General features: G+C 62.9%; 22 protein-coding genes. 8 read left to right on the plus strand and 14 right to left on the minus strand.

Features of this window, described 5'->3' with window-relative positions; translation table 11 throughout:
• The first annotated feature begins 40 nt into the window (after positions 1 to 40).
• From ACNOHI_RS02935 to ACNOHI_RS02950, 4 genes are all read left to right on the plus strand, one after another.
• The gene (locus ACNOHI_RS02935) at positions 41 to 952 is read left to right on the plus strand and encodes a LysR family transcriptional regulator (protein WP_420473129.1); all 912 of its coding nucleotides are present in this window, start codon (positions 41 to 43) and stop codon (positions 950 to 952) included.
• A 116-nt stretch (positions 953 to 1,068) separates the two neighbouring features.
• Entirely contained in the window at positions 1,069 to 1,371 is a 303-nt protein-coding gene (locus tag ACNOHI_RS02940; RefSeq protein WP_420473130.1) for a cell envelope biogenesis protein TolA, read from the plus strand.
• A gap of 162 nt (positions 1,372 to 1,533) precedes the next feature.
• Positions 1,534 to 2,748 (plus strand): O-antigen ligase family protein, encoded by a 1,215-nt coding sequence (locus tag ACNOHI_RS02945; RefSeq protein WP_420473131.1) that lies wholly within the window; start codon positions 1,534 to 1,536, stop codon positions 2,746 to 2,748.
• Positions 2,745 to 3,836, plus strand: coding sequence for a glycosyltransferase family 4 protein (locus ACNOHI_RS02950; protein ID WP_420473132.1), 1,092 nt, complete (start codon positions 2,745 to 2,747; stop codon positions 3,834 to 3,836). Before ACNOHI_RS02945 ends, ACNOHI_RS02950 begins: the two co-directional genes overlap by 4 nt.
• 6 nt (positions 3,837 to 3,842) lie before the next feature.
• Here ACNOHI_RS02950 and ACNOHI_RS02955 read toward each other — a convergent pair whose 3' ends face one another.
• On the minus strand, positions 3,843 to 4,694 hold the full coding sequence (locus ACNOHI_RS02955; RefSeq protein ID WP_420473133.1) for a glycosyltransferase family 2 protein: 852 nt from the start codon (positions 4,692 to 4,694) through the stop codon (positions 3,843 to 3,845).
• A 175-nt stretch (positions 4,695 to 4,869) separates the two neighbouring features.
• Between ACNOHI_RS02955 and msbA the strand changes: the two genes are divergently transcribed.
• Genes msbA through waaF form a run of 3 tightly spaced genes read left to right on the plus strand, consistent with a single transcriptional unit; the run spans position 4,870 to position 8,233 of the window.
• Positions 4,870 to 6,609, plus strand: coding sequence for a lipid A export permease/ATP-binding protein MsbA (gene msbA / locus ACNOHI_RS02960; protein WP_420473134.1), 1,740 nt, complete (start codon positions 4,870 to 4,872; stop codon positions 6,607 to 6,609).
• Entirely contained in the window at positions 6,606 to 7,190 is a 585-nt protein-coding gene (locus tag ACNOHI_RS02965) for a peroxidase-related enzyme (RefSeq protein ID WP_420473135.1), read from the plus strand. Before msbA ends, ACNOHI_RS02965 begins: the two co-directional genes overlap by 4 nt.
• Positions 7,187 to 8,233, plus strand: coding sequence for a lipopolysaccharide heptosyltransferase II (waaF, locus tag ACNOHI_RS02970; protein WP_420473136.1), 1,047 nt, complete (start codon positions 7,187 to 7,189; stop codon positions 8,231 to 8,233). The genes ACNOHI_RS02965 and waaF overlap by 4 nt, the downstream gene beginning before the upstream one ends.
• 135 nt (positions 8,234 to 8,368) lie before the next feature.
• Here the strand turns inward: waaF and hutI are convergent, their stop codons facing one another.
• From hutI to ACNOHI_RS03020, 10 genes are all read right to left on the minus strand, one after another.
• Positions 8,369 to 9,604: an imidazolonepropionase gene (gene hutI / locus ACNOHI_RS02975; RefSeq protein ID WP_420473137.1), complete on the minus strand. Its 1,236-nt coding sequence runs from the start codon at positions 9,602 to 9,604 to the stop codon at positions 8,369 to 8,371.
• Positions 9,597 to 10,181 carry a HutD family protein gene (locus ACNOHI_RS02980; RefSeq protein WP_420473138.1) on the minus strand — a complete coding sequence of 195 codons (585 nt, stop codon included), beginning with the start codon at positions 10,179 to 10,181 and terminating at the stop codon, positions 9,597 to 9,599. Before ACNOHI_RS02980 ends, hutI begins: the two co-directional genes overlap by 8 nt.
• Positions 10,174 to 11,127 (minus strand): formimidoylglutamase, encoded by a 954-nt coding sequence (gene hutG / locus ACNOHI_RS02985; protein ID WP_420473139.1) that lies wholly within the window; start codon positions 11,125 to 11,127, stop codon positions 10,174 to 10,176. Before hutG ends, ACNOHI_RS02980 begins: the two co-directional genes overlap by 8 nt.
• An 8-nt stretch (positions 11,128 to 11,135) precedes the next feature.
• Positions 11,136 to 12,677 (minus strand): histidine ammonia-lyase, encoded by a 1,542-nt coding sequence (gene hutH, locus ACNOHI_RS02990; RefSeq protein WP_420473140.1) that lies wholly within the window; start codon positions 12,675 to 12,677, stop codon positions 11,136 to 11,138.
• A gap of 231 nt (positions 12,678 to 12,908) precedes the next feature.
• Positions 12,909 to 14,627, minus strand: a complete 1,719-nt coding sequence (gene hutU / locus ACNOHI_RS02995) for a urocanate hydratase (RefSeq protein ID WP_420473141.1) — start codon at positions 14,625 to 14,627, stop codon at positions 12,909 to 12,911.
• Between the two features lie 21 nt (positions 14,628 to 14,648).
• A complete protein-coding gene (locus tag ACNOHI_RS03000) occupies positions 14,649 to 15,353 on the minus strand; it encodes an ABC transporter ATP-binding protein (protein WP_420473142.1) in 705 nt (234 codons plus the stop codon).
• The gene (locus tag ACNOHI_RS03005; protein ID WP_420473143.1) at positions 15,346 to 16,161 is read right to left on the minus strand and encodes an ABC transporter ATP-binding protein; all 816 of its coding nucleotides are present in this window, start codon (positions 16,159 to 16,161) and stop codon (positions 15,346 to 15,348) included. The genes ACNOHI_RS03000 and ACNOHI_RS03005 overlap by 8 nt, the downstream gene beginning before the upstream one ends.
• A complete protein-coding gene (locus ACNOHI_RS03010) occupies positions 16,158 to 17,009 on the minus strand; it encodes a branched-chain amino acid ABC transporter permease (protein WP_420473144.1) in 852 nt (283 codons plus the stop codon). The genes ACNOHI_RS03005 and ACNOHI_RS03010 overlap by 4 nt, the downstream gene beginning before the upstream one ends.
• A gap of 6 nt (positions 17,010 to 17,015) precedes the next feature.
• Positions 17,016 to 17,879: a branched-chain amino acid ABC transporter permease gene (locus ACNOHI_RS03015; protein WP_420473145.1), complete on the minus strand. Its 864-nt coding sequence runs from the start codon at positions 17,877 to 17,879 to the stop codon at positions 17,016 to 17,018.
• A 215-nt stretch (positions 17,880 to 18,094) separates the two neighbouring features.
• Complete coding sequence (locus ACNOHI_RS03020) at positions 18,095 to 19,246, minus strand: ABC transporter substrate-binding protein (RefSeq protein ID WP_420473146.1); 1,152 nt, start codon at positions 19,244 to 19,246, stop codon at positions 18,095 to 18,097.
• A 169-nt stretch (positions 19,247 to 19,415) separates the two neighbouring features.
• Here ACNOHI_RS03020 and hutC point away from each other — a divergent pair, with 169 nt between their 5' ends.
• A complete protein-coding gene (gene hutC, locus ACNOHI_RS03025) occupies positions 19,416 to 20,150 on the plus strand; it encodes a histidine utilization repressor (protein WP_420473147.1) in 735 nt (244 codons plus the stop codon).
• A gap of 164 nt (positions 20,151 to 20,314) precedes the next feature.
• Here hutC and ACNOHI_RS03030 read toward each other — a convergent pair whose 3' ends face one another.
• From ACNOHI_RS03030 to ACNOHI_RS03040, 3 genes are read right to left on the minus strand one after another with little or no spacing between them, the layout of a single operon-like run.
• Positions 20,315 to 21,019: an ABC transporter ATP-binding protein gene (locus ACNOHI_RS03030; RefSeq protein WP_420473148.1), complete on the minus strand. Its 705-nt coding sequence runs from the start codon at positions 21,017 to 21,019 to the stop codon at positions 20,315 to 20,317.
• The gene (locus ACNOHI_RS03035; RefSeq protein ID WP_420473149.1) at positions 21,016 to 21,771 is read right to left on the minus strand and encodes an ABC transporter ATP-binding protein; all 756 of its coding nucleotides are present in this window, start codon (positions 21,769 to 21,771) and stop codon (positions 21,016 to 21,018) included. The genes ACNOHI_RS03030 and ACNOHI_RS03035 overlap by 4 nt, the downstream gene beginning before the upstream one ends.
• A complete protein-coding gene (locus tag ACNOHI_RS03040; RefSeq protein ID WP_420473150.1) occupies positions 21,768 to 22,718 on the minus strand; it encodes a branched-chain amino acid ABC transporter permease in 951 nt (316 codons plus the stop codon). Before ACNOHI_RS03040 ends, ACNOHI_RS03035 begins: the two co-directional genes overlap by 4 nt.
• Between the last annotated feature and the right edge of the window lie 2 nt (positions 22,719 to 22,720).

The raw sequence follows: 22,720 nt of genomic DNA on the forward strand, positions 1-22,720 counted from the left end.
GGAATAATATTGTTTCTGTATGTGGACAATGGAGGGGTGTATGGAACATCTTTCGGAGATGATGACCTTTGTCAAGGTCGTGGAAACCCGAAGCTTCTCGGCTGCGGCGGCTGAACTGAAGACCTCGAAGTCGCTGGTCAGCAAGCAGATCGGCACGCTGGAAAGCGTGCTCGGCGTACGGCTGCTGAACCGGACTACGCGCCGCATGAGCCTGACCGAAATCGGCGCCGCATACTACGAGCACTGCGCTCGCATCGCCCAGGAGATCGACGCGGCGTCGGAGACCGTCACGCAGCTGCAGGCAGAACCGCGCGGCGTCCTGCGCATCACCTCGCCGGTGATTTTCGCGTCCCTGCATCTCGCCCCGGCCATCCGCGACTTCCTCAAGCGTTACGACAAGGTCGAAGTCGAGGTCAACGCGAGCGACCGCATCGTCGACCTTGTCGAGGAGGGCTGCGACCTCGCCATCCGCATTACTGACCATCCTTCGCCGACCATGGTTGCGCGGCAGATCGCGCCGCTGCACTGGGTGACCTGTGCCTCGCCGGAATACCTGGAGCAACGGGGGACGCCGCGTACGCCGCAGGACCTGCTGGAGCATGATTGCCTCCTGTACCACGGGATCCCGCCCAACCGAGACGGCTGGCGCTACCGGGTCGGCAACAAGGAGGTGGCGGTCAACGTCGGGGGCAAGTGCCGGGTGAACAATTCCGAAGCGCTCCTGCAGCTTGCCCTCGGCGGCGTGGGCATCGTCCTGTTTCCCACCTACATCCTCGGTCATCACCTGAAGAGCGGGCGCCTGAAAGTCATCCTGCCCGACGCGGTCGCCAATCCTGGCATGTCGCTGTACATGACCTATTTGCCGAACCGATACATGCAGCCCAAGGTACGCGCCTTCATTGACCACCTGACTGCGTACTTCGGGCCGCGTCCCCACTGGGATGATTTCTGACCCGCATCATGACTGGACGAAATGTGTAACTTTTTATTTTTTGTTAAGGGGTGAACGGGGCGCATGACTAGACTTGTAAGCGGACTATCCAATCAACATACCGTGAAAGGTCTCCCATGAAAAAACTGATTGCCCTGTTGATTTCCAGTGTATTTGCAAGCACCGCATTCGCCGCCGCCCATACCGCCGCGCCGGGCTCCACGATGAGCAAGGACAGCAAGGCCGATGCGAAGGCGTCGAAGGAAGCGGCCAAGGCTGACGAGAAGGCCGAGAAGGCCGACGCCAAGGCGGAAAAGGACAAAGCCAAGGCTGACGCCAAGGCGACCAAGAAGAAAGCAGAGGCAAAGGCTGACAAGACAGCCGCCGCTGCGGATGCGAAGGCTGACAAGGCCGAGAACAAGGCCGAGAAGAGCAAGTAAGCCGCTCGTACTCCTTTGAAAGGCAGGCGCGTCCTGCCTTTTTTATTTTCACCTTTCCAAAACGCAACCACCTTCCCGATGACCGCTATAATCCGCTCTGGCAGTCAGACGCGTCACCCCGATTCACGTCTCAAGACCGGCCTCACACGATTACAAGAATTTATGACATCGGTCGCATACAACGGGAATTCGGCCTCTGCCGGAAGCGCTGCGCAGAAGGCGTTTTGCGCGGCATTCTTTTTCCTCCCCATTTCCAAAGCCCTGCTGTTCGCCTCGCTGACAGTGGCGTTCGTACTGTTCTTCGCCTCGGGGGCCGGGTTGGAAGCCTTGCGCCGCTGGCGCACGCTAGGCTGGGTCGCGCCGGCGCTGCTGCTTGCCGCTTTCCCCTTGCTGTCGCTGGTGGTGCATGACGACCGCGCGGCCGCTGTGTCGCATCTCGGACTGTCGTATTACTGGCTGCTGGCCTTCGGCATTTTCCTTGCGTCGAGCACGTACTCGGTGCTGTCCTGGCTGCGTGCCTTCGTCGCCGGCGTGTTCGTTGCCTTCTGTTATACGACGGTGACGACTGCCGGATGGCTCGCACTGCCCTGGGCGCCGTCGGCGCTCGGCAATTACATTCTGTACTCGCAGCTGCTGGCGATGGCGATCGTGCTGCTGTCCGTCCTGTACCGCCACGAGCAGGACATGCGGCTCCGCGGGGCCTACCTGCTGCTTATGACCGGCTTTTACGCAGGACTGCTGACGGGCGACGGCCGCAGCGGGATGCTGGCTGTCCTGGTGCTGATGCCGTTTGTCTTCTTCAATATTTTCCCCCGCGCCAGCATGGTCAAAGTGATCGTCGTGTCGGCCGTAGCGGTCGGTGTGCTGCTGATGTCGCCGCGCGTGCAGACGCGCATCGAGGCCGCGCTGAACGACCTGCGCCTGCTGCAGAGCGAGGTGACGGAAACCTCCCTTGGCTATCGGTATGAAATGTGGCGGACGGCGGCGACCGTCGTTCGCGAACATCCGCTGCTGGGCGCCGGGCCGGAAGGATTCAACAAGGTGTGGCATAGCACGCCGAGGACGGGCGAAGGGCTGGGATTCGTCGAGCCGCACAATGCCTTCCTCTACTACGCGTCAAGCTATGGATTGCCGGGACTGGCGGCACTGATCTGGCTCTATGCGGCCTTGCTGCTGAGCGGGTGGCGTCGGCGCGCCACGCTGGAGGGAGGCGTGCTGTTCGCGTTTGCGGTGGTCTGCATCGTCGGCAGCTTTACCAATACGATGTTCCGCGGCGCCGTCAGCCATACCTGGATGATGCTGTTCATCGGCCTGGAAGGCGGCCTGCTGCGCAGCGCATTTTCCTTCGCGCCAGGCTTGCGCAGGAATGGGCGATGACCCGGCCGTTGAACGTGCTGTTCCTCTGCCCGACGGTGGCCTGCTATATCGGCGGCACCGAGACGGTGGTGAGTCAGCTTGCGCGGCGGATGAAGGACAAGGTCAAGTTGACCGTGCTGAGCGGCGATCCGGGCACGGGAGCGAAAGTGCTGGTCGACGCAAGCGGCTACACCTTGCGCACCATTTCGTTCGCGGGACGCGACTCGCGTTTCAACCGCGTGCTCAGCAAGCTCCTGATGACGAGCAGATTCAAAATCGAGAGCCGGACTTTCTTCCGCTCGCTGGCTAAGAGCGGCATCGATCTTGCATCGTTCGATTACATCCTGACGTTTTACGAGGCCGACGCCTTCCTGCTTGAGAAGCAGTATCCGGCATTGCGGGCGCGCTTCAGGCATTTCCTTCCGGGTGTCTCGATGCGGGGTTTCTTCCGCCGGGTACCGGCGCGGGACGTGTACTTTTTCGGCTATCGTGCCGCGCCGCGTGCGCAACGCAAGTGGGGCGTGCAGGTCGAGTCGCTGCCGCTGGGCGTCGACGAGCCGTTTTTTCCTGATGTCTTGCCACGGTTTCCGGAATCGCGTCGGCTGGTCTTTGTCGGCCGGCTCGACAAGAGCAAGCACGTTGACTGGCTGGCGGATTTCTTCGCTGCCAGCGGTCTGGCCGCAAGAGGCTATCAGCTCGATATCGTCGGTGACGGGCCGCTTCAGCAGGAGTTACTGGAGCAGCACGGCCGCTCCGCCGGCATCGTCTTTCACGGGCGCAAGCGCCAGGATGAGGTGATCGGCTTGCTGCGGCAGGCTTTCCTGCTTCTGCATCCGACCGACCTGGAGAGTTTCGGGCTCACCATCCTGGAAGGGATGGCCGCCGGCGTCCCCGTTATTACGCATCGGCTGGACAGCATCGCGGTGTGGGCGCATGAACATCCGCGCTATGCGGGCCATCTTGATGCGGCATCCTGGAAGCAGGAAATCCTGAAGTTCGAGGACCCGGCGTACTGGGAAGCGACGAGCGCGGCGAACCTGGCCTTCGCCAAGACCTTTACCTGGGACAGGATTGCGGAACAGGTTTACGACCTGACGACCGCGCGCTGACGCGTTTCAGCAGATTACTTCGATGCGGTCTTCCGCCTTGGGATGCGCCGACAGTCCCGCATCGGCGCGTGTGACGCCTGTTTTCATCCGATCTTCGACGCGCTTGCGGTTCTCCGATTCCGTGGCGCGTGTGTTCTCGCGGTGCCACAGGTGGAACACCTCCGTGGAGAAGGCACCGCCCTTGCGCCGGATGCCATGGCGCGCGAGGCGCAGCACCACGTCCGCATCCTCGTGGCCCCAGCCCACGAAGCTTTCATCGAAGCCGTCCACCGCGGCATAGTCTTCGCGCCAGATCGCCAGGTTGCAGCTCTTGATGCGATTCCATTTGACGGCGCGGTAGTGGCGCATGCCGGTGTTCGGGAAATGCAGCAGCGGGACGATCTTGTTGGTATTGCCCGACAGGCGCTGGCGCAGCCAGTAAGACAGGCCACGCTTGTGGATCGGGTCGTTGGACGCCAGGACTTCTTTCGTGAACGGTTCGGACATCAGCACGCGGCTGCCCGACACCATGAATCCCTTTTCCGCCAGCAGGCGGTGACGGGCGATGTAGTCCGGGCGCGGCACGCAGTCGCCGTCGAGGAAAACCAGGTATTCGCCCTTCGAGGCGTACACGCCGAGATTGCGCGCGGCCGACGCCCGGAATCCGTCGTCGGGTTGCCAGGCATGCACCAGCCGTTTCATGCCGCTCGCATGCGGCGAATTGCGGAAGGCGGCCAGGGCGTCGCGCGTCGGCTGGCCGGAGCCGTCATCGGCGATGATGACCTCGAAATTCGGGTCCGTCTGGTCGAGCAGGGCGCGGATGACTGCCGCCAGCGCATCGGGACGGTTGTAAGTGGTGACGATGACCGAGATCAGCATGTGTTGATAGCCTGGCATGGAAAGGCGCGCGTTGCGCTGCGAAAAACTGCGGGGCAGTATACCTGATCGACCGCCCGTCTCCTCGCCCCGGCGGGAAGGCCCTTCCTCTATAATCTACGACCAGCAACATTTCCCCGGCTTGCCGGTCTGACATCACAATGCAACGAGTTTTCCCATGAAGCTGTCCCCCCACCTGAAACGGCTGTCCCGCATGGTCGTGCCGTACAAGGGGCGCTTGCTGCTGGCCTTGCTTGGCATGGTGATCACGGCCGCCACCGAACCGACGCTCGCCGCGATGATGAAGCTGCTGCTGGACAACGGCTTCGGCGGCAAGGTCAGCTTCTCCCTCTGGCTGGTGCCGGCCTTCGTGATCGGCATCTTCGCGCTGCGCGGATTCTCCACCTTCATGACCAACTACATGCTGGCCTGGGTGACGACGCGCATGCTCAACGAATTGCGGTACATGACCTTCGTGCGCCTGCTCGATGTGCCGATCGGGTTCTATGCGCAGTCCTCGGTCGGACGCGTGATCAATTCCATGATGTTCGAAGTGCAGCAGATCGTCGACATGCTGCGCAACGTGTTCACGTCCATGATCCGCGACACGTTGACGGTGATCGGCCTGCTCGGCTACCTGTTCTACCTGAATCCGGCACTTACGCTGATCACGCTGGTACTGATTCCGCTGATCGCTGTCGTGGTCCGCATCACCGGCAAGCGCCTGCGCCGGCTCAACACGCATTTCCTCACCATCAATGCCGAGATGACACAGGTCATCGAGGAGACGACGCGCGCGCAGCAGGTCATCAAGATCTTCGGCGGACAGGAATACGAGCGCAAGCGCTTCAAGCAGCGCGCGGAGACGCTGCGCGGGTACTCGATGCGCATGGCGACAACCTTTGCCGCGACCGTGCCGGTCACGCAACTGATGACGGCGTTCGCGGTATCGATCGTCATCGTGATCGCGCTGGTCCAGGCCAACAACGGCACGACGACCGTCGGCAGTTTCGCGTCCTTCATTACCGCCATGCTGATGCTGCTCACGCCGCTCAAGCACCTGGCGGAGGTAAACGGTCCGCTGCAGCGGGGCATGGCGGCCGCGGATGCGGTGTTTGCGCTGATCGATGCGGAGCCGGAACGCAAGACAGGCAAACTGCTGCCCGGACGCGCGCGCGGCAGGCTGGAATTTGTTGATGTCGGTTTTACTTATCCTGAACAAAAGCAGCCGGCGCTCACCGGCGTCAACCTCGCCATCGAGCCCGGCGAGACTGTCGCCTTCGTCGGCATGTCCGGCGGCGGCAAGTCCACGCTGGTGAATCTCGTCCCGGGTTTCTATCCGGTTTCGTCCGGCGCAATCCGCGTCGACGGCGAGCCGATCGAAGACATCGCGCTCACCAGCCTGCGTGCGCAGATCGCCATGGTGAGCCAGCACGTGGTGCTGTTCGACGACACCGTCGCTGCCAATATCGCTTACGGTGACGCCACTCCCGACATGGCACGCATCGAGGCTGCCGCGAAGGCGGCACACTTGACGGACGTCATCGCGGGCCTGCCCGAGGGCATGAACACCATGATCGGCGACAACGGCAGCCGCCTGTCCGGCGGCCAGCGCCAGCGTCTCGCCATCGCACGCGCCATCTACAAGGATGCCCCCATCCTGATCCTCGACGAGGCAACCTCCGCGCTCGATACCGAGTCGGAACGCGCGGTGCAGGCCGCGCTCGAGGAACTGATGCAGGGCCGCACCACGCTCGTCATCGCCCACCGGCTGTCCACCATCGAACGCGCCGACCGCATCGTGGTGCTGGCCGATGGCAGCGTCGTGGAAACCGGGACACATGCAGAATTGCTGGAAAAGAACGGCGTCTACGCCAACTTGTATCACTTACAGTTCGCCAAGGAGACAGAAGCATGAGTACACCGATTTCCCGTTTTCCCGTGCCCGAGATCAACGCGCTGCCGGACGATATCAAGAACATGATCCTGGCCGTGCAGGAAAAGGCCGGCTTCGTGCCCAACGTGTTCCTCACGCTGGCGCATCGTCCGGCGGAGTTTCGTGCCTTCTTTGCCTACCATGACGCGCTCATGCTCAAGGAAACCGGCAGCCTGACCAAGGCCGACCGCGAAATGATCGTGACCGCGACCAGCGCGAAGAACGGTTGCCTGTACTGCGTGGTCGCACATGGCGCGCTGCTGCGCATTTATGCCAAGCAGCCGCTGGTAGCGGACCAGGTGGCGGTGAACCATCTCAAGGCTGATATCACGCCGCGGCAGAAGGCCATGCTCGATTTCGCGGTCAAGGTCTGCCTGCGCTCACAAGAAATCAATGACGACGACTATGCCGAGCTGCGCACGCATGGCTTCGACGACGAAGACATCTGGGACATCGCCGCGATTACCGCATTCTTCGGCCTGTCGAACCGCATGGCCAACGCCATCTCCATGCGCCCGAACGACGAATTCTTCCTGATGGGCCGCGTGCCGCGCAGCAAATGAGCGTGCCCGTCCAGGGCGTGCTCCGCACGCTCGTGATTTCGCCGAACTGGATCGGCGACGCCGTCATGGCGCAGCCGCTCCTGCGCCTGCTGAAAGACAAACAGCCCGATCGCCCGATCGATGTCCTCGCGCCTGCATGGGTGGCTCCGGTGTGGCGAGCGATGCGGGAAGTGGATACGGTGCTCGAAGCACCGTTCCGCCACGGTGCGCTGCAACTGCGCGAGCGGCGCGAATACGCCGCGATGCTCCGCACGCGCGGTTATGCGGACGCCTACGTACTGCCGAACACGCTGAAATTCGCCCTCATCCCCTGGCTGGCCGGGATTCCGAAGCGCGTCGGGTACAAGGGGGAAATGCGCTACGGGTTGCTGAACGTGATCCATCACGACAATCGCGATGTGCCGCGGCCCATGGTGTCGTTCTACGCGGCACTGGCAAATGCCCCCGCGCGTGACGTGCCGCTGCCTTCCGCGCTGCCGCGGCCGTCATTGTTCGTGCCGGAGGAGCGCATGGCGGAAGTGGCGCTGCATGTCGGACTCAGCATGAAGCGTCCGCTGGTGCTGTTCGCTCCCGGCGCCGAGTTCGGCTCCGCCAAGCGCTGGCCGACCACGCATTTTGCTGAACTGGCGAAGGCAATCCGCACCGAACGCAGCGATGCGCAGGTGGTGCTGATGGGATCGGGCAAGGACAAGGAGGTGTGCGAGGAAATCGCCGCCCTGGCGCCTGGCGTGCACAATCTTGCAGGCGTGACGAAGCTCGATGAAGCAGTGGCGCTGATCGCCTGCGCCAGTGCGATGGTGAGCAACGATTCCGGATTGCTGCACATTGCGTCCGCGCTCAACCGCCCGATTGTCGCGATTTATGGTCCAACCGATCCGCTGCACGCGCCGCCGTTTTCGGATGTCGCCAAATCGATTTTTCTTGGCATTGAATGCTCGCCCTGCAGGGAGCGCGAGTGCCCGTTGGGGCATCATCGCTGCATGAAGGATATTTCGGCGGGGATGGTGTGGGAGCCGTTGCGGGAGATGATTCAGGGGCGGTGAGTTTTCTGTCTGCCGCGGGCGAGCCGTGGCGGTCGATTCACCGCCTCACCATGCCCGTCATTCCCGCGAAGGCGGGAATGACGGGGGAAGAGAATGTGAACATTGACTTGGCGTGCCCGCCTGCTAGCCGGGACTTCAGTGCCCCGTAAAACGCACATTCCCGCCATTCACCACGCACCGGCAGGGATTCCCGCCGATCGCGTACGCCAGCTCCCCTGGACGTTCAATCTCCCACACCGAGAAGTCCGCTGCCTTCCCAACCTCCAGACTGCCTACCACGTCGGCGAGGCCAAGCGCCTTCGCCGCATGGATCGTCGTCCCGGCCAGCGCTTCCTGCGGCGTCAGCCTGAACAGCGTGCAGGCCATGTTCATCGCCAGCAGCAAGGAAGTCATCGGCGAAGTACCAGGATTGCAATCCGTCGATACAGCGATCGGTACACCGGCTTCGCGCAGGCCCGCAATTGGTGGGAGTCTCGTCTCGCGCAGGAAATAGAATGCGCCCGGCAGCAGCACGGCAACAGTTCCCGCTTTGCACATCGCTGCGATGCCTTCTGGCGAAAGGTATTCAAGATGGTCCGCCGAGAGACCGCCATGCTGCGCAACCAGGGCGGCTCCCCCTTGATCCGACAACTGCTCCGCGTGCAGCTTCACCGGCAAACCGTGCTTGCGAGCAGCTTCGAAGACACGCGCGGTCTGCGCGGCTGAAAAACCGATCCTTTCGCAGAAAGCATCCACGGCATCGACCAGTCCTTCCGACGCGAGCGCGGGAAGCATGGTGTCGCACACGAGATCGATATAGCGGTCTGCCTGTTCGGCATATTCGGGAGGCAGGGCATGCGCGCCCAGAAACGTCGTGCGCACGCGCACCGGCATGGTTTCGCCGATGCGGCGTGCGACGCGCAGCATCTTGCGCTCGGTGTCGAGGTTCAGCCCGTAGCCCGATTTGATTTCCAGCGTCGTCACGCCTTCCGCAAGCAGGTTCTGCACGCGCGGCAGACTGGCCTCCAGCAGGCCGTCCTCGCTGGCTTCGCGGGTGGCACGGACGGTGGACATGATGCCGCCGCCTTGTCTCGCGATATCCTCGTAGCTGGCGCCGTTCAGGCGCGCTTCGAACTCATCGCTGCGATTGCCGCCATAGACAACGTGGGTGTGGCAATCGATCAGGCCCGGCGTGACCCAGCGGCCCTTGCCGTCATGTGTCGTCGCTGCCTGATGAGCGGGAAGGTCGCTTCGCCTTCCCAGCCACGCAATGCGTCCGTCGCGCACGGCAATCGCGCCGTCGCGGATTTCGCCGTAGCCTCCGGCCGAGGACATGGTGGCGAGGTGGACATTGACCCACAGGCTGTCCCAAGGTTGGAGCTGTTCAGTCATTCCGCTTTTCCTTGAATGCAATGTGCGCTACGCACAGTAACGTCGGTGTCACGGCGGATAGTTCGATTGCCGATTCTTCGCGCCAGTCGACCAGGAGTGTTTCTCCAGCACCGGCGTGCATGCCGCAGGCAGTTCCTCGCCCTTGCGCGACATAGACCAGCATCAGGTCCGATTGGGGCGTGCAATGCCGGGTTCCGTGCAATTCGGTGACCTCCAGCACATGCGAGCAGACGGATCGCTGCGTCATCACGTTGAAATCGACGACCGGGCCGTCCTTCAGTTGTGCATCAATCCTTTGCTCGCCGCGAAAGACAAACGGTGCCGATCCCGCTCCCATCCTGCAACATTCGCCGTCCGCGTCTGTGAGCACCATTCCGTGTCCCTGGATGACGGCCAGCGAACGGTCGATCCCGGGGAAAACCGAAAACGGTCCCTCGCTGGCAACCTGAGCAGTGCTGATGCGCCAGTCGAAGGTATCCAGTCCAGCGCCGGATGGAAAGACAGCGAGTTGCGTTGTAACCCCGCCGCCGTTCTTCCACGGCATGACCTGGTAGTCGCCGGCCGTCAGCTTACGCATTGCTGCGTTCGACGATCCGTGCCAGCAGTCGCGCAGTAACGCGTGCCGTACGCTGGTCGATATCGAGGCTCGGGTTCAGCTCCGCGAAATCGGCAAGGCGCAGTTTCCCGCTGCCGGCCACCATGTCGATCACCGGCTCAACCACGTCGAGCGGGACACCGCGCGCAGCCGGTGCGCTGACGCCCGGTGCAACCGATGCGGGCAGGACATCGAGGCAGACCGTGAAATACACATGGTCAACTTGCGCGAGGAAATCCGCCAACGTTGCCCGCACCTTGTCCAGCGCGGCCACATGCATGTCCTCGTCCAGCATCCAGCGCACGCCAAGCGCGCGGGCGCGCTCGAACAGTGCCTGCGTATTGCCGAATTCGCTGATGCCGAGCACGCAGTAATGGAAGGGCCAGCCGCGTGCCTGGCAGTCTTCCGCTATCTGGCGGAAGGGCGTGCCGGAGCTGGCGCGCTCTGCCATGCGCAGGTCGAAATGCGCGTCGAGGTTGATCACACCGATGCGCGGCGCCTGTTCCCGTTGAGCGAGGTGATGCGCAAGTCCGCTGAAGGAGCCGAAAGCGATTTCATGCCCTCCGCCCATGGCGACGGGGAGCTTGCCACGCGCAAGCACGTTGGCGACAACGCCGGCCAGTTCCTCCTGTGCCGCTTCGAGGCGATCGTCGTCACACACGACATCACCAGCATCGGCCAACGAACGGCAGCGATGCACCGGCGTGTTGCCGAGCACGCTGCGCAGGGCAGCAGGCCCTTGGCGGGCGCCGGTGCGGCCATTGTTGCGGGCGACACCCGCATCGCAGGCAAAGCCGATCAGTGCCACGCCGCCATCGTCCGTGGCGTCTTCCAACGGTTTCACGATCTGGTGCCAGCGCTTGCCGTGCTCGCCTTCCGTGGCATCAACGCGGCCTTGCCAGCGTGTCATGTCTGCCTTGTGGTGCATGGCGTCTCCTAGGCGGCGTACAGGCCCGCGAACAGGTCCTGGCAGGTGGCGCTCAAGTCGCCGCACAGCACCATCTGCTTGGCCGCTTCGATGTCGGGCGCGAACAGGCGGTCCTTGTCGTAGAAGGCAACGCGCTGGCGCAGGCGCTGCTGCACCTGGGACAGTTGTGGCGAGGTCTTGAGCGGCCCGTGGAAGTCGACGCCCTGTGCGGCCGCCAGCAGCTCAATGCCGACGATGGTCGCCGTGTTGTGCGCCATCTCGTGCAGGCGGCGGCCGGCGAAGGTCGCCATGCTGACGTGGTCCTCCTGGTTGGCCGAAGTCGGCAGGCTGTCGACGCTGGCCGGGTGGGCGTGGGACTTGTTTTCCGATGCGAGCGCGGCAGCGGTCACATGCGCAATCATGAAACCGGAATTGAGTCCGGAGGAAGCGACCAGGAAAGGCGGCAAACCGGAGAGCGTTGAATCGATCAGCAGCGCGATGCGGCGCTCGGACAGCGCGCCAATTTCCGCGATGGCGAGTGCCAGTGTGTCGGCCGCGAAGGCGACCGGCTCGGCGTGGAAGTTGCCGCCGGAAATGACGTCGCCTTCTTCCGCATAGACAAGCGGGTTGTCGGTGACCGCATTCGCCTCGATCAGCAGGGTACGTGCGGCATTGCCGATCAGGTCGAGGCAGGCGCCCATGACTTGCGGCTGGCAGCGAAGGCTATACGGGTCCTGTACGCGTTCGTCGTTTTCCAGGTGCGAGCGGCGGATTTCGCTGCCTGACAGCAGCTGGCGGTAGATCTTTGCCACCGCGATCTGGCCCGGTTGACCGCGCACGGCATGCACGCGCGGATCGAAGGGCGCGTCGCTGCCCTTGGCGGCGTCGACGGAGAGTGCGCCGGCGACGGTTGCGGCCTCCAGCATGCGTTCGGCGAGGAACAGGCCGTGCAGCGCGAGGGCGGTCGAGACCTGGGTGCCGTTGATCAGTGCGAGGCCTTCCTTGGCGGCGAGGGTGACGGGCTCGATGCCGGCGGAAGCCAGCGCTTCCTTTGCCGGCATGATGCGGCCGTCGACTCGGGCATCGCCTTCGCCCATCAGGGTGAGCGTCATGTGCGACAGCGGCGCAAGGTCGCCGGACGCGCCGACGGAGCCCTTGCTCGGGATGCAGGGCATGACGCCCGCGTTGTAGGCCGCGATCATGGTGTCGATCACCGACGCGCGAATGCCGGAGAAGCCGCGCGAGAGGCTGCCGATCTTCATCGCGAGGATCAGGCGCACGACTTCGTCGGCGATCAGCTCGCCGCTGCCCACCGAGTGCGACAGGATCAGGTTGCGCTGGAGTTCTTCCAGCTGGTCGTTCGGGATGTGCGTCTTTGCCAGCTTGCCGAAGCCGGTGTTGATGCCGTAAGCGGGCGCGCCGCGTTCCACGATCTTGTGGATCGTGGCGGCCGACGTGTTGATCGCCTCATAGGCAGAAGGAGCCAGCGCGAGCGGGATGGCGTCGCGCCAGATCTTGCGCAGGTCCGTCAGGGTCATCTGGCCGGGCTGCAGGGTGAAAGTTGCGTTCATAGGTGGATTGCTTTCTGTGTTCTGCTGTATGTACTTGTCTTTTTCAACATGCGTTCGAGGGCGGGTGTTGTAGTTGGATTATTCGCTACATCTCCCCCGTCGTTCCCGCGTAGGCGGGAACCCATAAGCCCGGTACTCGAGCAAACTCACTATGGGTTCCCGCCTTCGCGGGAACGACGGGGAGAGGATGGTGTTGGATCAAACTGCTACACCCGCACTCATGCCGATTCCTTACTTGATCATCGGCAGCTTCAGTCCATTACGCTTCGCGCATGCTACCGCGGCTTCATACCCAGCGTCAGCATGGCGCATCACGCCCGATCCGCAGTCGTTAACCAGCACGCGCGCCAGGCGCTTCGCCGCAGCGTCAGTACCATCGGCAACGATCACCATCCCGGAATGCTGCGAATACCCCATGCCCACGCCGCCGCCATGATGCAGCGACACCCAGGTCGCGCCACCAGCGGTATTCAGCAGCGCATTGAGCAGCGGCCAGTCGGACACGGCATCGGTGCCGTCCTTCATGCTTTCCGTTTCGCGGTTCGGGCTGGAGACGGAGCCGGTATCGAGGTGGTCGCGTCCAATCACGATCGGACCCTTCAGCTCGCCGTTCTTCACCATTTCATTGAACGCCAGACCCGCAATGTGGCGCTCGCCGAGGCCCAGCCAGCAAATACGTGCCGGCAAGCCCTGGAAGGAAATGCGGTCGCGCGCCATGTCCAGCCAGTTGTGCACGTGCTTGTTCTCCGGGAACAGTTCCTTGATCTTGGCGTCGGTCTTGTAAATATCTTCCGGATCGCCCGACAGCGCAACCCAGCGGAACGGGCCCTTGCCCTCGCAGAACAGCGGACGGATGTAGGCCGGCACGAAGCCGGGGAAGTCGAAGGCATTCTTGACGCCGGTGTCGAAGGCGACCTGGCGGATGTTGTTGCCGTAGTCCACGGTCGGGATGCCCATCGCATGGAAATCCAGCATCGCCTGCACGTGCACCGCGCAGGACTTGGCGGCGGCGGCAGTGAGTTCCGCATGGCGGCTGTGGTCCTTCTGCGCGGCCTTCCATTGCTCGACCGTCCAGCCGATCGGCAGGTAGCCGTTGATAAGGTCGTGCGCCGAGGTCTGGTCGGTGACCAGGTCCGGTTTGATACCGCCGGCTTTCGCGCGCTTGACCAGTTCCGGCAGGATCTCGGCGGCGTTGCCGAGCAGTGCGATCGAAACGGCTTCCTTGCGTTCGCAGTGATGCTTGATCAGCGCGATTGCATCGTCGATATCCTTGGCCTGCTTGTCGACATAGCGCGTGCGCAGGCGGAAGTCGATGCTGCTCTGCTGGCATTCGATGTTCAGCGAGACGGCGCCGGCCAGCGTTGCGGCCAGCGGCTGCGCGCCACCCATGCCGCCGAGCCCTGCGGTCAGGATCCAGCGGCCGGCCCAGCTGCCGTTGTAGTGCTGGCGGCCGGCTTCGCCGAAGGTTTCATAGGTGCCCTGCACGATGCCTTGGCTGCCGATGTAGATCCAGCTGCCGGCGGTCATCTGGCCGTACATGAACAGGCCCTTGCGGTCGAGTTCGTTGAAGTGGTCCCAATTGGCCCACTTCGGCACCAGGTTGGAGTTGGCGATCAGGACGCGCGGCGCATCGGGGTTGGTCTTGAACACGCCTACCGGCTTGCCGGACTGCACCAGCAGAGTTTCGTCGTCGTTCAGGTCTTTCAGGGTTTCCAGGATCTTGTCGAAGCATTCCCAGTTGCGCGCGGCACGGCCGATGCCGCCGTAGACGACGAGGTGCTTCGGGTTCTCGGCCACTTCCGGATCGAGGTTGTTCTGGATCATGCGGTAGGCGGCTTCGGTCAGCCAGCTCTTACAGGTGCGTTCGCTGCCGCGCGGGGCGCGGATGACGCGGGACTCGTCCCAGCGCGGATCGTCGTTCAGTTTTGCGGCATCAGTCATCGTGTTCATTGTTCTTCCTTCCAGTGTCGATCAGTGCAGGCCGAGGTAGGCTGCGGTCAAAGAGGTATCGTTCATGGCGTCGCTCGCCTTGCCTTGCCAGACGGTGCGGCCGGATTCCAGCACGCAGACGTCGTCGGCGAAGGCGAGCACGCGGTCGGTGTTCTGCTCCACGAGCAGGATGGTCATGCCGTCCTGCTGCAACTGCTTAAGTGCGCGGTAGCAGAGATCGATGACCTTGGGCATCAGGCCCAGGGAGAGTTCATCGATCATGATCAGCTTGGGGCGCGTCATCAGCGCGCGGCCGATGGCGAGCATCTGCTGTTCGCCGCCGGACAGGTTGCCCGCCAGCGAGTCGAGGCGTTCGCCGAGGCGCGGGAACAGGCCGAGCACATAGTCGCGGTCCTGCTTGAAACGGCTGGCCGGCTGGATCAGGCCGCCCACGCGCAGGTTGTCTTCCACGCTCAGGTCCTTGAACAGGCGCCGGCCTTCCGGCGAGATGGCGATGCCGCGGCGCACGCGCTGGTCGGGTGTGAGCGTGCTGATGTCCTTGCCGTCGAACATGATGGCGCCGGCCTTCAGCCCGACATGGCCGGCTACGCACATCAGGGTGGACGATTTGCCCGCCCCGTTGGCGCCGATGAGGCCGGTGATCGTGCCCGGCCGCAGCGTGAGCGACAAGTCGTTCACTGCTTCGAACGCGCCGTAGCCGCAGGAGAGGTGATGAAGTTCAAGCATGCGTGCCTCCGACGACGGCGAGGTTGGGTTGCTTCGCTTTGTCCGCGATGGTGTCGCCGCCGAGATAGGCGGAACGCACGGCGGGATCGTTCATTACGCTGCGCGGTTCGCCCTGGGCAATCTTGCGGCCGTTGTCCAGCACCACGAGACGCTGGCAGACGCGCATCACTTCACTGAGGTTGTGCTCGATCAGGATGATGGTCACGCCCTGACGGTTGATGTCGGCGATGGTCGTTGCCAGCGCATTCGCTTCCTTCGAGTTGAGGCCGGCCAACGGTTCGTCCAGGAGCAGGAGCTTGGGTTTCAGCGCCAGCGCGCGGGCCATTTCGAGACGCTTGAGGATGCCCAGCGGCTGGATGCCCGGCTTCTGGTCCGCATGCGCGGCAATGCCGACGCGTTCCAGCATGTCGATGCCGACGACGGCTTCCTCGTCTTGCGAGACGTGCATCAGCGCCTTCAGCGGCGAGCGTGTCCGCGCCATGCCGGCGGCGAGGGCGACGTTGTCCAGCAGCGAAATCTCGCGGAAGGGCTTGACCAGCTGCTGTGACAGCGACAGGCCTTTCTGGATGCGCTTGTGGATCGGCATGCCGGACAGGCTTTCGCCTTCCAGCAGGACGTCGCCCTCCGAGGCGCGCACGACGCCAGTGATGGCGCGCAGCATCGTCGTCTTACCTGCCCCGTTGGGGCCGATCAGGCCGAGCAGCTCGCCAGGATAGACATCGAAGGACACATCGTCGATCGCGGTCAGTCCGCCGAAGCGCACGGTGACGTTGGCGACGCGCAGCAGTGCATTCAGTTGCGTGATCATGCGCGGCCTCCGTTGGAGCGTTGTACGACGCGCGTCACGATGGCGGCCATGCCGCCGGGCGAGAAGCGCATCATCAGGAACAGCAGGCCGCCGTAAACCAGCAGCTTGTAATCGCCAATGAACTGGAACCAGGCGGGCAGGGCGCTCAGTACCGCTGCGCCGACGGTAACGCCGGCGACGGAGCCGATGCCGCCGACCACGACCATGGACAGTACCGTCACCGACTCGACAAAGCCGAAGCTGTCGGGACCAATGAACTTCAGGTGCTGCGCATACAGGCCACCGGCCAGTCCCGCCAGCGCGGTGCCGATGGCGAACGCGGCCAGCTTGTAGCGCGGCACATCGATGCCGAGCACGCGCATCGTGTCTTCATCTTCCGCCACGCCGTTGAAGACGCGGCCCATCCACGACTTGCGGATGTAGATGCAGAGCGCGGCGGTGGCCACGCAGAAGGCAAGGGTCAGCAGCATGAAGCCGGTCTTGGACAGGCCGGAATCCGGGATGGCGGACACGCCGAGTTCGCCGCCCAGCCAGTCCTGCTGGCGGACGATGCCGACAAACAGGAAGCCCACGCCCATGGTGGTGATGGCGAGAAAGTCGGCACGCACCCGCAGGCTGGCCAGTCCGACGACGACACCGATAATGCCGGCGAGCAGCATGCCCAGCGGCAGCGTAACGAGGAAAGGCAATCCGGCCTTCGACAGCAGTGCCGACATGTACGCGCCGATGCCGAGGAAGGCCGCATGACCAAGGCTGATCTGGCCGCAGAAGCCGGTGATCAGGTTGAGCGACAGCGCGAACAGTACGCTGATCGCCATCGTAGTAAGCAGGGAAATTTCGTATTCCATGATCTCTTATCTCCGTGCGAACAGGCCTTGCGGGCGCACCATCAGCACCGCGATCAGGAAGGCGAAAGCGATCGCGTTGCGGTCGAGCAGCTTGCCCAGGTAGATCGTGCCGAAGGACTCGACCACGCCAAGCACCAGCGCCGCCAGCAGGGTGCCGCGCACCGAACCCATGCCGCCGAGAACGATGATCGCGAGACCCTTGTAAGACGGCACGCTACCCATGGTCGGTTCCACCAGGTTGTTCAGCAGCGCCACCCAGACGCCGGCAAAACCGGCCAGCGCGGAGCCGACGAAAAAGTTGATGTCGCGCACCTGCCGCAGCTTGATGCCGAAGGATTCGGCCATCTGCGGATCGGACACGGTGGCTTGGCAGGCGACGCCGACGCGAGTCTTGTTCTGCAGGTAACCGAGCACGCCGATGATGACGGCGGTACCGAGCATGACCAGCAATTCCGCCTGCTTGAACTGCAGGCCGCCGAACAGCGCAACCTGGTCCTGCAGCGGCGGCGCCTGGTACGACATGCCGGCGGCGCCGAAGATGATGCGGAACAACTCTTCGAAAGCGATGTAGAGGCCGATCGAGGCGATCAGCGCGACGAAGGGCGGTTGCTTGAGGATGGGTTCATAGCAGACGCGATACATGGCCACGCCGGACATGCCGGCCACCATCATCGCGGCGAAGAAGCCGAGCGCGAGGCTGCCGGTAACGTTGGTGACCAGCACGCCGAGGTAGCCGCCCAGCGTGAACAGGGCGGCGTGCGCGACGTGCAGGATGCGCAGCAGGCCGTAGACGAGGGTCAGCCCCAGCGCGACGAGCGCGTAGATGCTGCCCTGGACGAGGCCTTGGGCGGTGAGCTCCAGGAAGAGCATGATGACTCCTTGATGCGGGTGGGTCGGGTGAAGTTTTCCCTACTCTTGCGGGCGGGCATGGACGGATGACGTTTCGCTGCAATTCCCCCGTCGTTCCCGCGAAGGCGGGAACCCATAGTGAGTTTGCTCGTGCTGACTCACTATGGATCCCCGCCTGCGCGGGGATGACGGGTTACGGTTGGCAGTTCATTCACCAAACAATCCCGCGTGCGAAATTACTTCGCCGACTTAGACGGCGGCGTCAGCATCGGACCCGAGATCACCGAGTGACGGCGGAACGCCTTGTCCTTGACGACCTGCACCTGCACATCCTTCTTCACTTCATGCAGGTCATTGAACGCCAGCTTGCCGATCGGCGTATCAAAGTTCCCGGCTGCCAGCGCATTCTTCAGCTCCTCGCCACCCTTGCCGTTGGTCTTCTTCAAGCCTTCGATCAGGACCGAGGTCGCGGTGTAGGCGGAGGCGGCGACCATGTCGGCGTTGGAACCCACCGCCTTGCGGAAGTCGGCGATGAAGGACTTGGTGGCGGCGGAATCGGAGTCACGATCCAGCGAGGTGGTGACATACACGCCCTCTGCGGCAGCGCCGGCGATCTCGATGAACTTGTCGGAGTCGTAGCCTTCCTGGCCGATGATGGGGGCGCTCACGCCTGCGGCGCGCAGCTGGCTGACCAACGGGCCCGCAGTGAAGTAATAACCCGATGCGTAGATGACGTCCGGGTTGTCGGACTTCACTTTCGACACCAGCGCGCCGAACTGGCGGTCCTGGATGCCGTACTCGTATTCGTTGACGACCTGCAGGCCGAACTTTTGCGCGCCTTCCTTGAAGCCGGCTGCCAGCGCCTGACCGAAGTCATTCTTCAGCGTGATCATGGCGACCTTCTTCTTGCCGAGGTTCTGGACCAGCATCGAACCGGCGCGGCCCTGCACTTCGCCCATCGCCGACACGCGGAACATGTAATCGCCCGTCAGCGTGATGTCCGGGTGGATTGCATAGGACACGACATAAGGCACCTTGCCCTGCTGGAAGATGCCGGCGGCGGCGCGCGTCGAGCCGGAATAGGAGCCGGACACCGCGCCGACCACCTTGTCCTTTTCCACCAGCTTGGTGGCGACCGGTACGGCTTCCTTCGGCGACGCCTGATCGTCATAAATCACCAGTTCCAGCTTCTGTCCGGCAACACCGCCCTTGTCGTTAGCCTGCGCAACGGCCAGCTTGGCACCTTCCAGTGCCGACTTGCCGTCGGCTGCCGCGAAGCCGGTCAACGGCACATTGAAGCCGATCTTGATCTGTGCGTGGGCGGGAACGGCGGCGAAGAAGGCGGTGAAGCATGCGGAAGCGAGCAGTTGCCTGCGGAATGGAATCATTGCGTGTCTCCTCAAGGGTCTGAATCGTGGGATTGCGTGCCCGAAAAGCGAAGGCGTTTTTTGGGCCGACGATTTAGTTTAGGTTGTATAGACAACTTACGCAATAGCGACATTAATTGACAATACAAATTAATGCCATAAAATCGATAAAAGTTGACGAGAGGGCAGCATGAAGGACGCACAGGAAAGCGCGGAAGAAGGCCAGGAGGGGCGGGTTCCCGCGTTCCTGCATATCAAGAATTACTTGCTGGAACAGATCCAGGCGGGGCAGTGGAAGGAAGGCGACGCCATCCCGTCGGAACAGGCGCTGGCGAAGCAGTTCGGCGTGTCGCGCATGACCGTCAACCGCGCGGTGCGCGAGCTGACCGACGAACAGATCCTCAGCCGCATCCAGGGATCGGGCACCTACGTCGCCCAGCACAAGTACCAGGCGACACTTGTAGAGATCAAGAGCATCGCCGAGGAAGTGCGCGCGCGCGGCCACCGTCACCGCAGCGAGCTGCACCTGCTGGAGCGCAGCAAGGCGAACGAGCAGCTCGCGTTGTATTTCAATGTGAAGCCTGCGCACCCGCTGTTCCACTCGGTGATCGTGCATTTCGAGAATGAGATCCCGATCCAGGTTGAGGACCGATGGGTCAATCCGGACGTGGCGCCGGATTACATGCTGCAGGATTTTTCAGCGATCACGCCGAACGAATACCTGATGGCGGCGGCGCCGCTGCAGGGGGTGAATTACAGCATCGAGGCATTGAGCCCGCCGCAGGAGATTGCGGACATGCTGCAGATTACGTCGAAGGAGCCGTGCCTGGTGTTGAAGCGCAGGACGCTGTCGAAGGGGGAGGTTGCCTCGGTGGCGACAATGTGGCATCCGGGTGGGCGGTATCAGTTTGCGGGGAGTTTCTAATACCTGCTGCCGCAACAAACCCGCCGTCATTCCCGCGAAGGCGGGAATCCATGCTGAGGTTGTTCTGATCGACTTCCTATGGATTCCCGCCTTCGCGGGAATGACGGGGAGTGGATAGTCGAAGCGCTCGGAAATCAACCCGCATTCGAAGGCATCAGAATTCCTCACACCCCCACATAACTGTGCCAAACATCCGGCGCCGCACGCAACGCCTCCGAACTCCCCGACCACACCACCTTCCCGCGCTCGATCACCGTATGCGTATCCGCAAGCCTGATTAGCCGCTCCACATACTTGTCGATCACCAGCACCGTCTGCCCCACTTCGCGCAGGTGGGCAAGACACTGCCAGATCTCTTCACGCACGAGCGGCGCCAGCCCCTCGGTTGCCTCGTCAAGGATCAGCAAATGCGGATTCGTCATCAGCGCGCGTCCGATCGCCAGCATCTGCTGCTCGCCGCCGGAGAGCTGGTTGCCCATGTTGCGCCGCCGTTCCTGCAGGCGCGGGAATAGCGCATACACGCGTTCGAGCGTCCACGGCTGCTTCGCCTTGCAGCGGTTCGCAGCAAAAGCCACGAGGTTTTCCTCGACCGTCAGGTTGGGAAAAATCTGCCGTCCTTCGGGCACCAGTGCGATGCCGAGACGCGCCACCTGGTCGGCGGAAAGTCCGTCGATGCGCTGGCCATTAAATTGAATGCTGCCGCCATGCGTGCGATTCAAGCCCATGATCGAGCGCACGGTAGTCGTCTTGCCCATGCCATTGCGGCCGAGCAGGGTCGCCACCTGCCCGCGTTCAATCTGCATACTGATGCCGAACAGTACCTGGCTCGCGCCGTACGCCGTTTCGATGTTGTCCACGCGCAGGATCATGCCGGCACCTCGTCGCCCAGGTAGCCGCGTTTGACTTCCGCATTCACGCGAATCTCATCCGGCGTGCCGGTGGCGATGATCCGTCCCGCGACCAGGACGGAGATACGGTCAGCGACGCGGAACACCGCATCCATGTCATGTTCGATCAGCAGCACGCTCACCGATGGACGCAAGGATTCGATCAAGGGAACAAGGTCGTCCGATTCGTCATGTCCCATTCCCGCCATGGGTTCGTCGAGGAGAAGGAGCTTCGGCTGCGTGGCGAGTGCGAGGCCGACTTCGAGCCGCCGCTGTTCGCCGTGGGAGAGCTTGCCTGCCAGCGCTTCTAAACGAGCAGCAAGGCCGATGCGTTGCGCAATTCCATCGGCTTCATGGAACAACGCCGCGTCGGAAACCGCAGGCCGCCAGAAACGCATGCTGCTTCCCTGCCGCGCCTGGACCGCAAGGGCAAGATTGTCGCGCACGGATAGACCGTTGAAGATATTGGTGATCTGGTACGAGCGGGCAAGCCCGCGCTCCACGCGCTTGTGCATGCACAGGCGCGTCACGTCGTGACCATCAAACACGATCAAGCCCGAATCGGGCCGCAAGGCGCCCGATACCTGATGAATCAGTGTCGTCTTGCCCGCGCCATTCGGTCCGATGATCGCGTGTATCTCGCCGGCGTGGATGGTCAGGTCCAGCTCATCGGTGGCTGCAAGCGCACCGAAGCGCTTCACGAGACCGCGCAATTGAAGGATGGGCTGCGTCATTGCACATCCTTCCCGCGCGCGCGAACCAGGCTCAGCAAGCCGTTCGGCAGCACGATCACGACGGCGAGCAGGACGATGCCCAATGCGAGCTGCCAGTGCATGGTGTAACCAGAGAGGATTTCCTCCAGCAGGAGGATCGCCACGGCACCGGCCACGCCGCCGAACAGGTAGCCCACGCCGCCAAGGATGACCATCACCATCAGCATGCCGGATTGCGTCCAGTGCAGCAGGTTGGGGCTGACCAGCATGTTCTGATTGGCGATGAGCGCGCCCGCCAGTCCCGCCAGTGCGCCGCCGAGGGTGAAGCACACCAGCTTGTAGCGATATACCGGATAGCCGATGGCCTCCATGCGCGTCTCGTTTTCCCGGATGCCCTGCACCACCCGGCCGAAGCGCGAGTTGACGAGCCGGTGCACGAACAGCATGCCGGCGGCAAGCAGCACCAGCACGACGTAGTAGAACGCCGTGTCCGAGCTCATGTCGAACCCGGCCGACGAACGCGTTGCGAGCGACAGGCCATCGTCGCCACCATACGCGCGCATCGAGATGAACAGGAAGTACACCATCTGTGCAAACGCTAGCGTGATCATGATGAAGTACACGCCACGCGTGCGTAGCGAAATCAATCCGACAATGGCGGCAAGAAAGGCACTGGCCGCCATGGCCAACGGCCAGCTGACCCATGCCGATGAGATGCCATGCTGCATCAGGATGCCGACCGCATAGGCGCCCGTGCCGAAGTAGGCGGCATGCCCGAGGCTGACCATTCCGCCGAAACCGAGCACGAGGTTCAGGCTGGTTGCCGCAAGGGCAAAGATCATCAGTCTGCTGGCGACGCCGATGTAGAACTCCTGTTCAAGCGCCGTGGCGGCGAAAGGAAAGGCCAGTGCCGCGAGCAGCAGGGCGATGGCAGCGGGAGAAAAGTGGTGATGCAGTCTGCTTTGCATGC

Source organism: Noviherbaspirillum sp. ST9, assembly GCF_048799745.1.
Classification (GTDB): domain Bacteria; phylum Pseudomonadota; class Gammaproteobacteria; order Burkholderiales; family Burkholderiaceae_D; genus Noviherbaspirillum.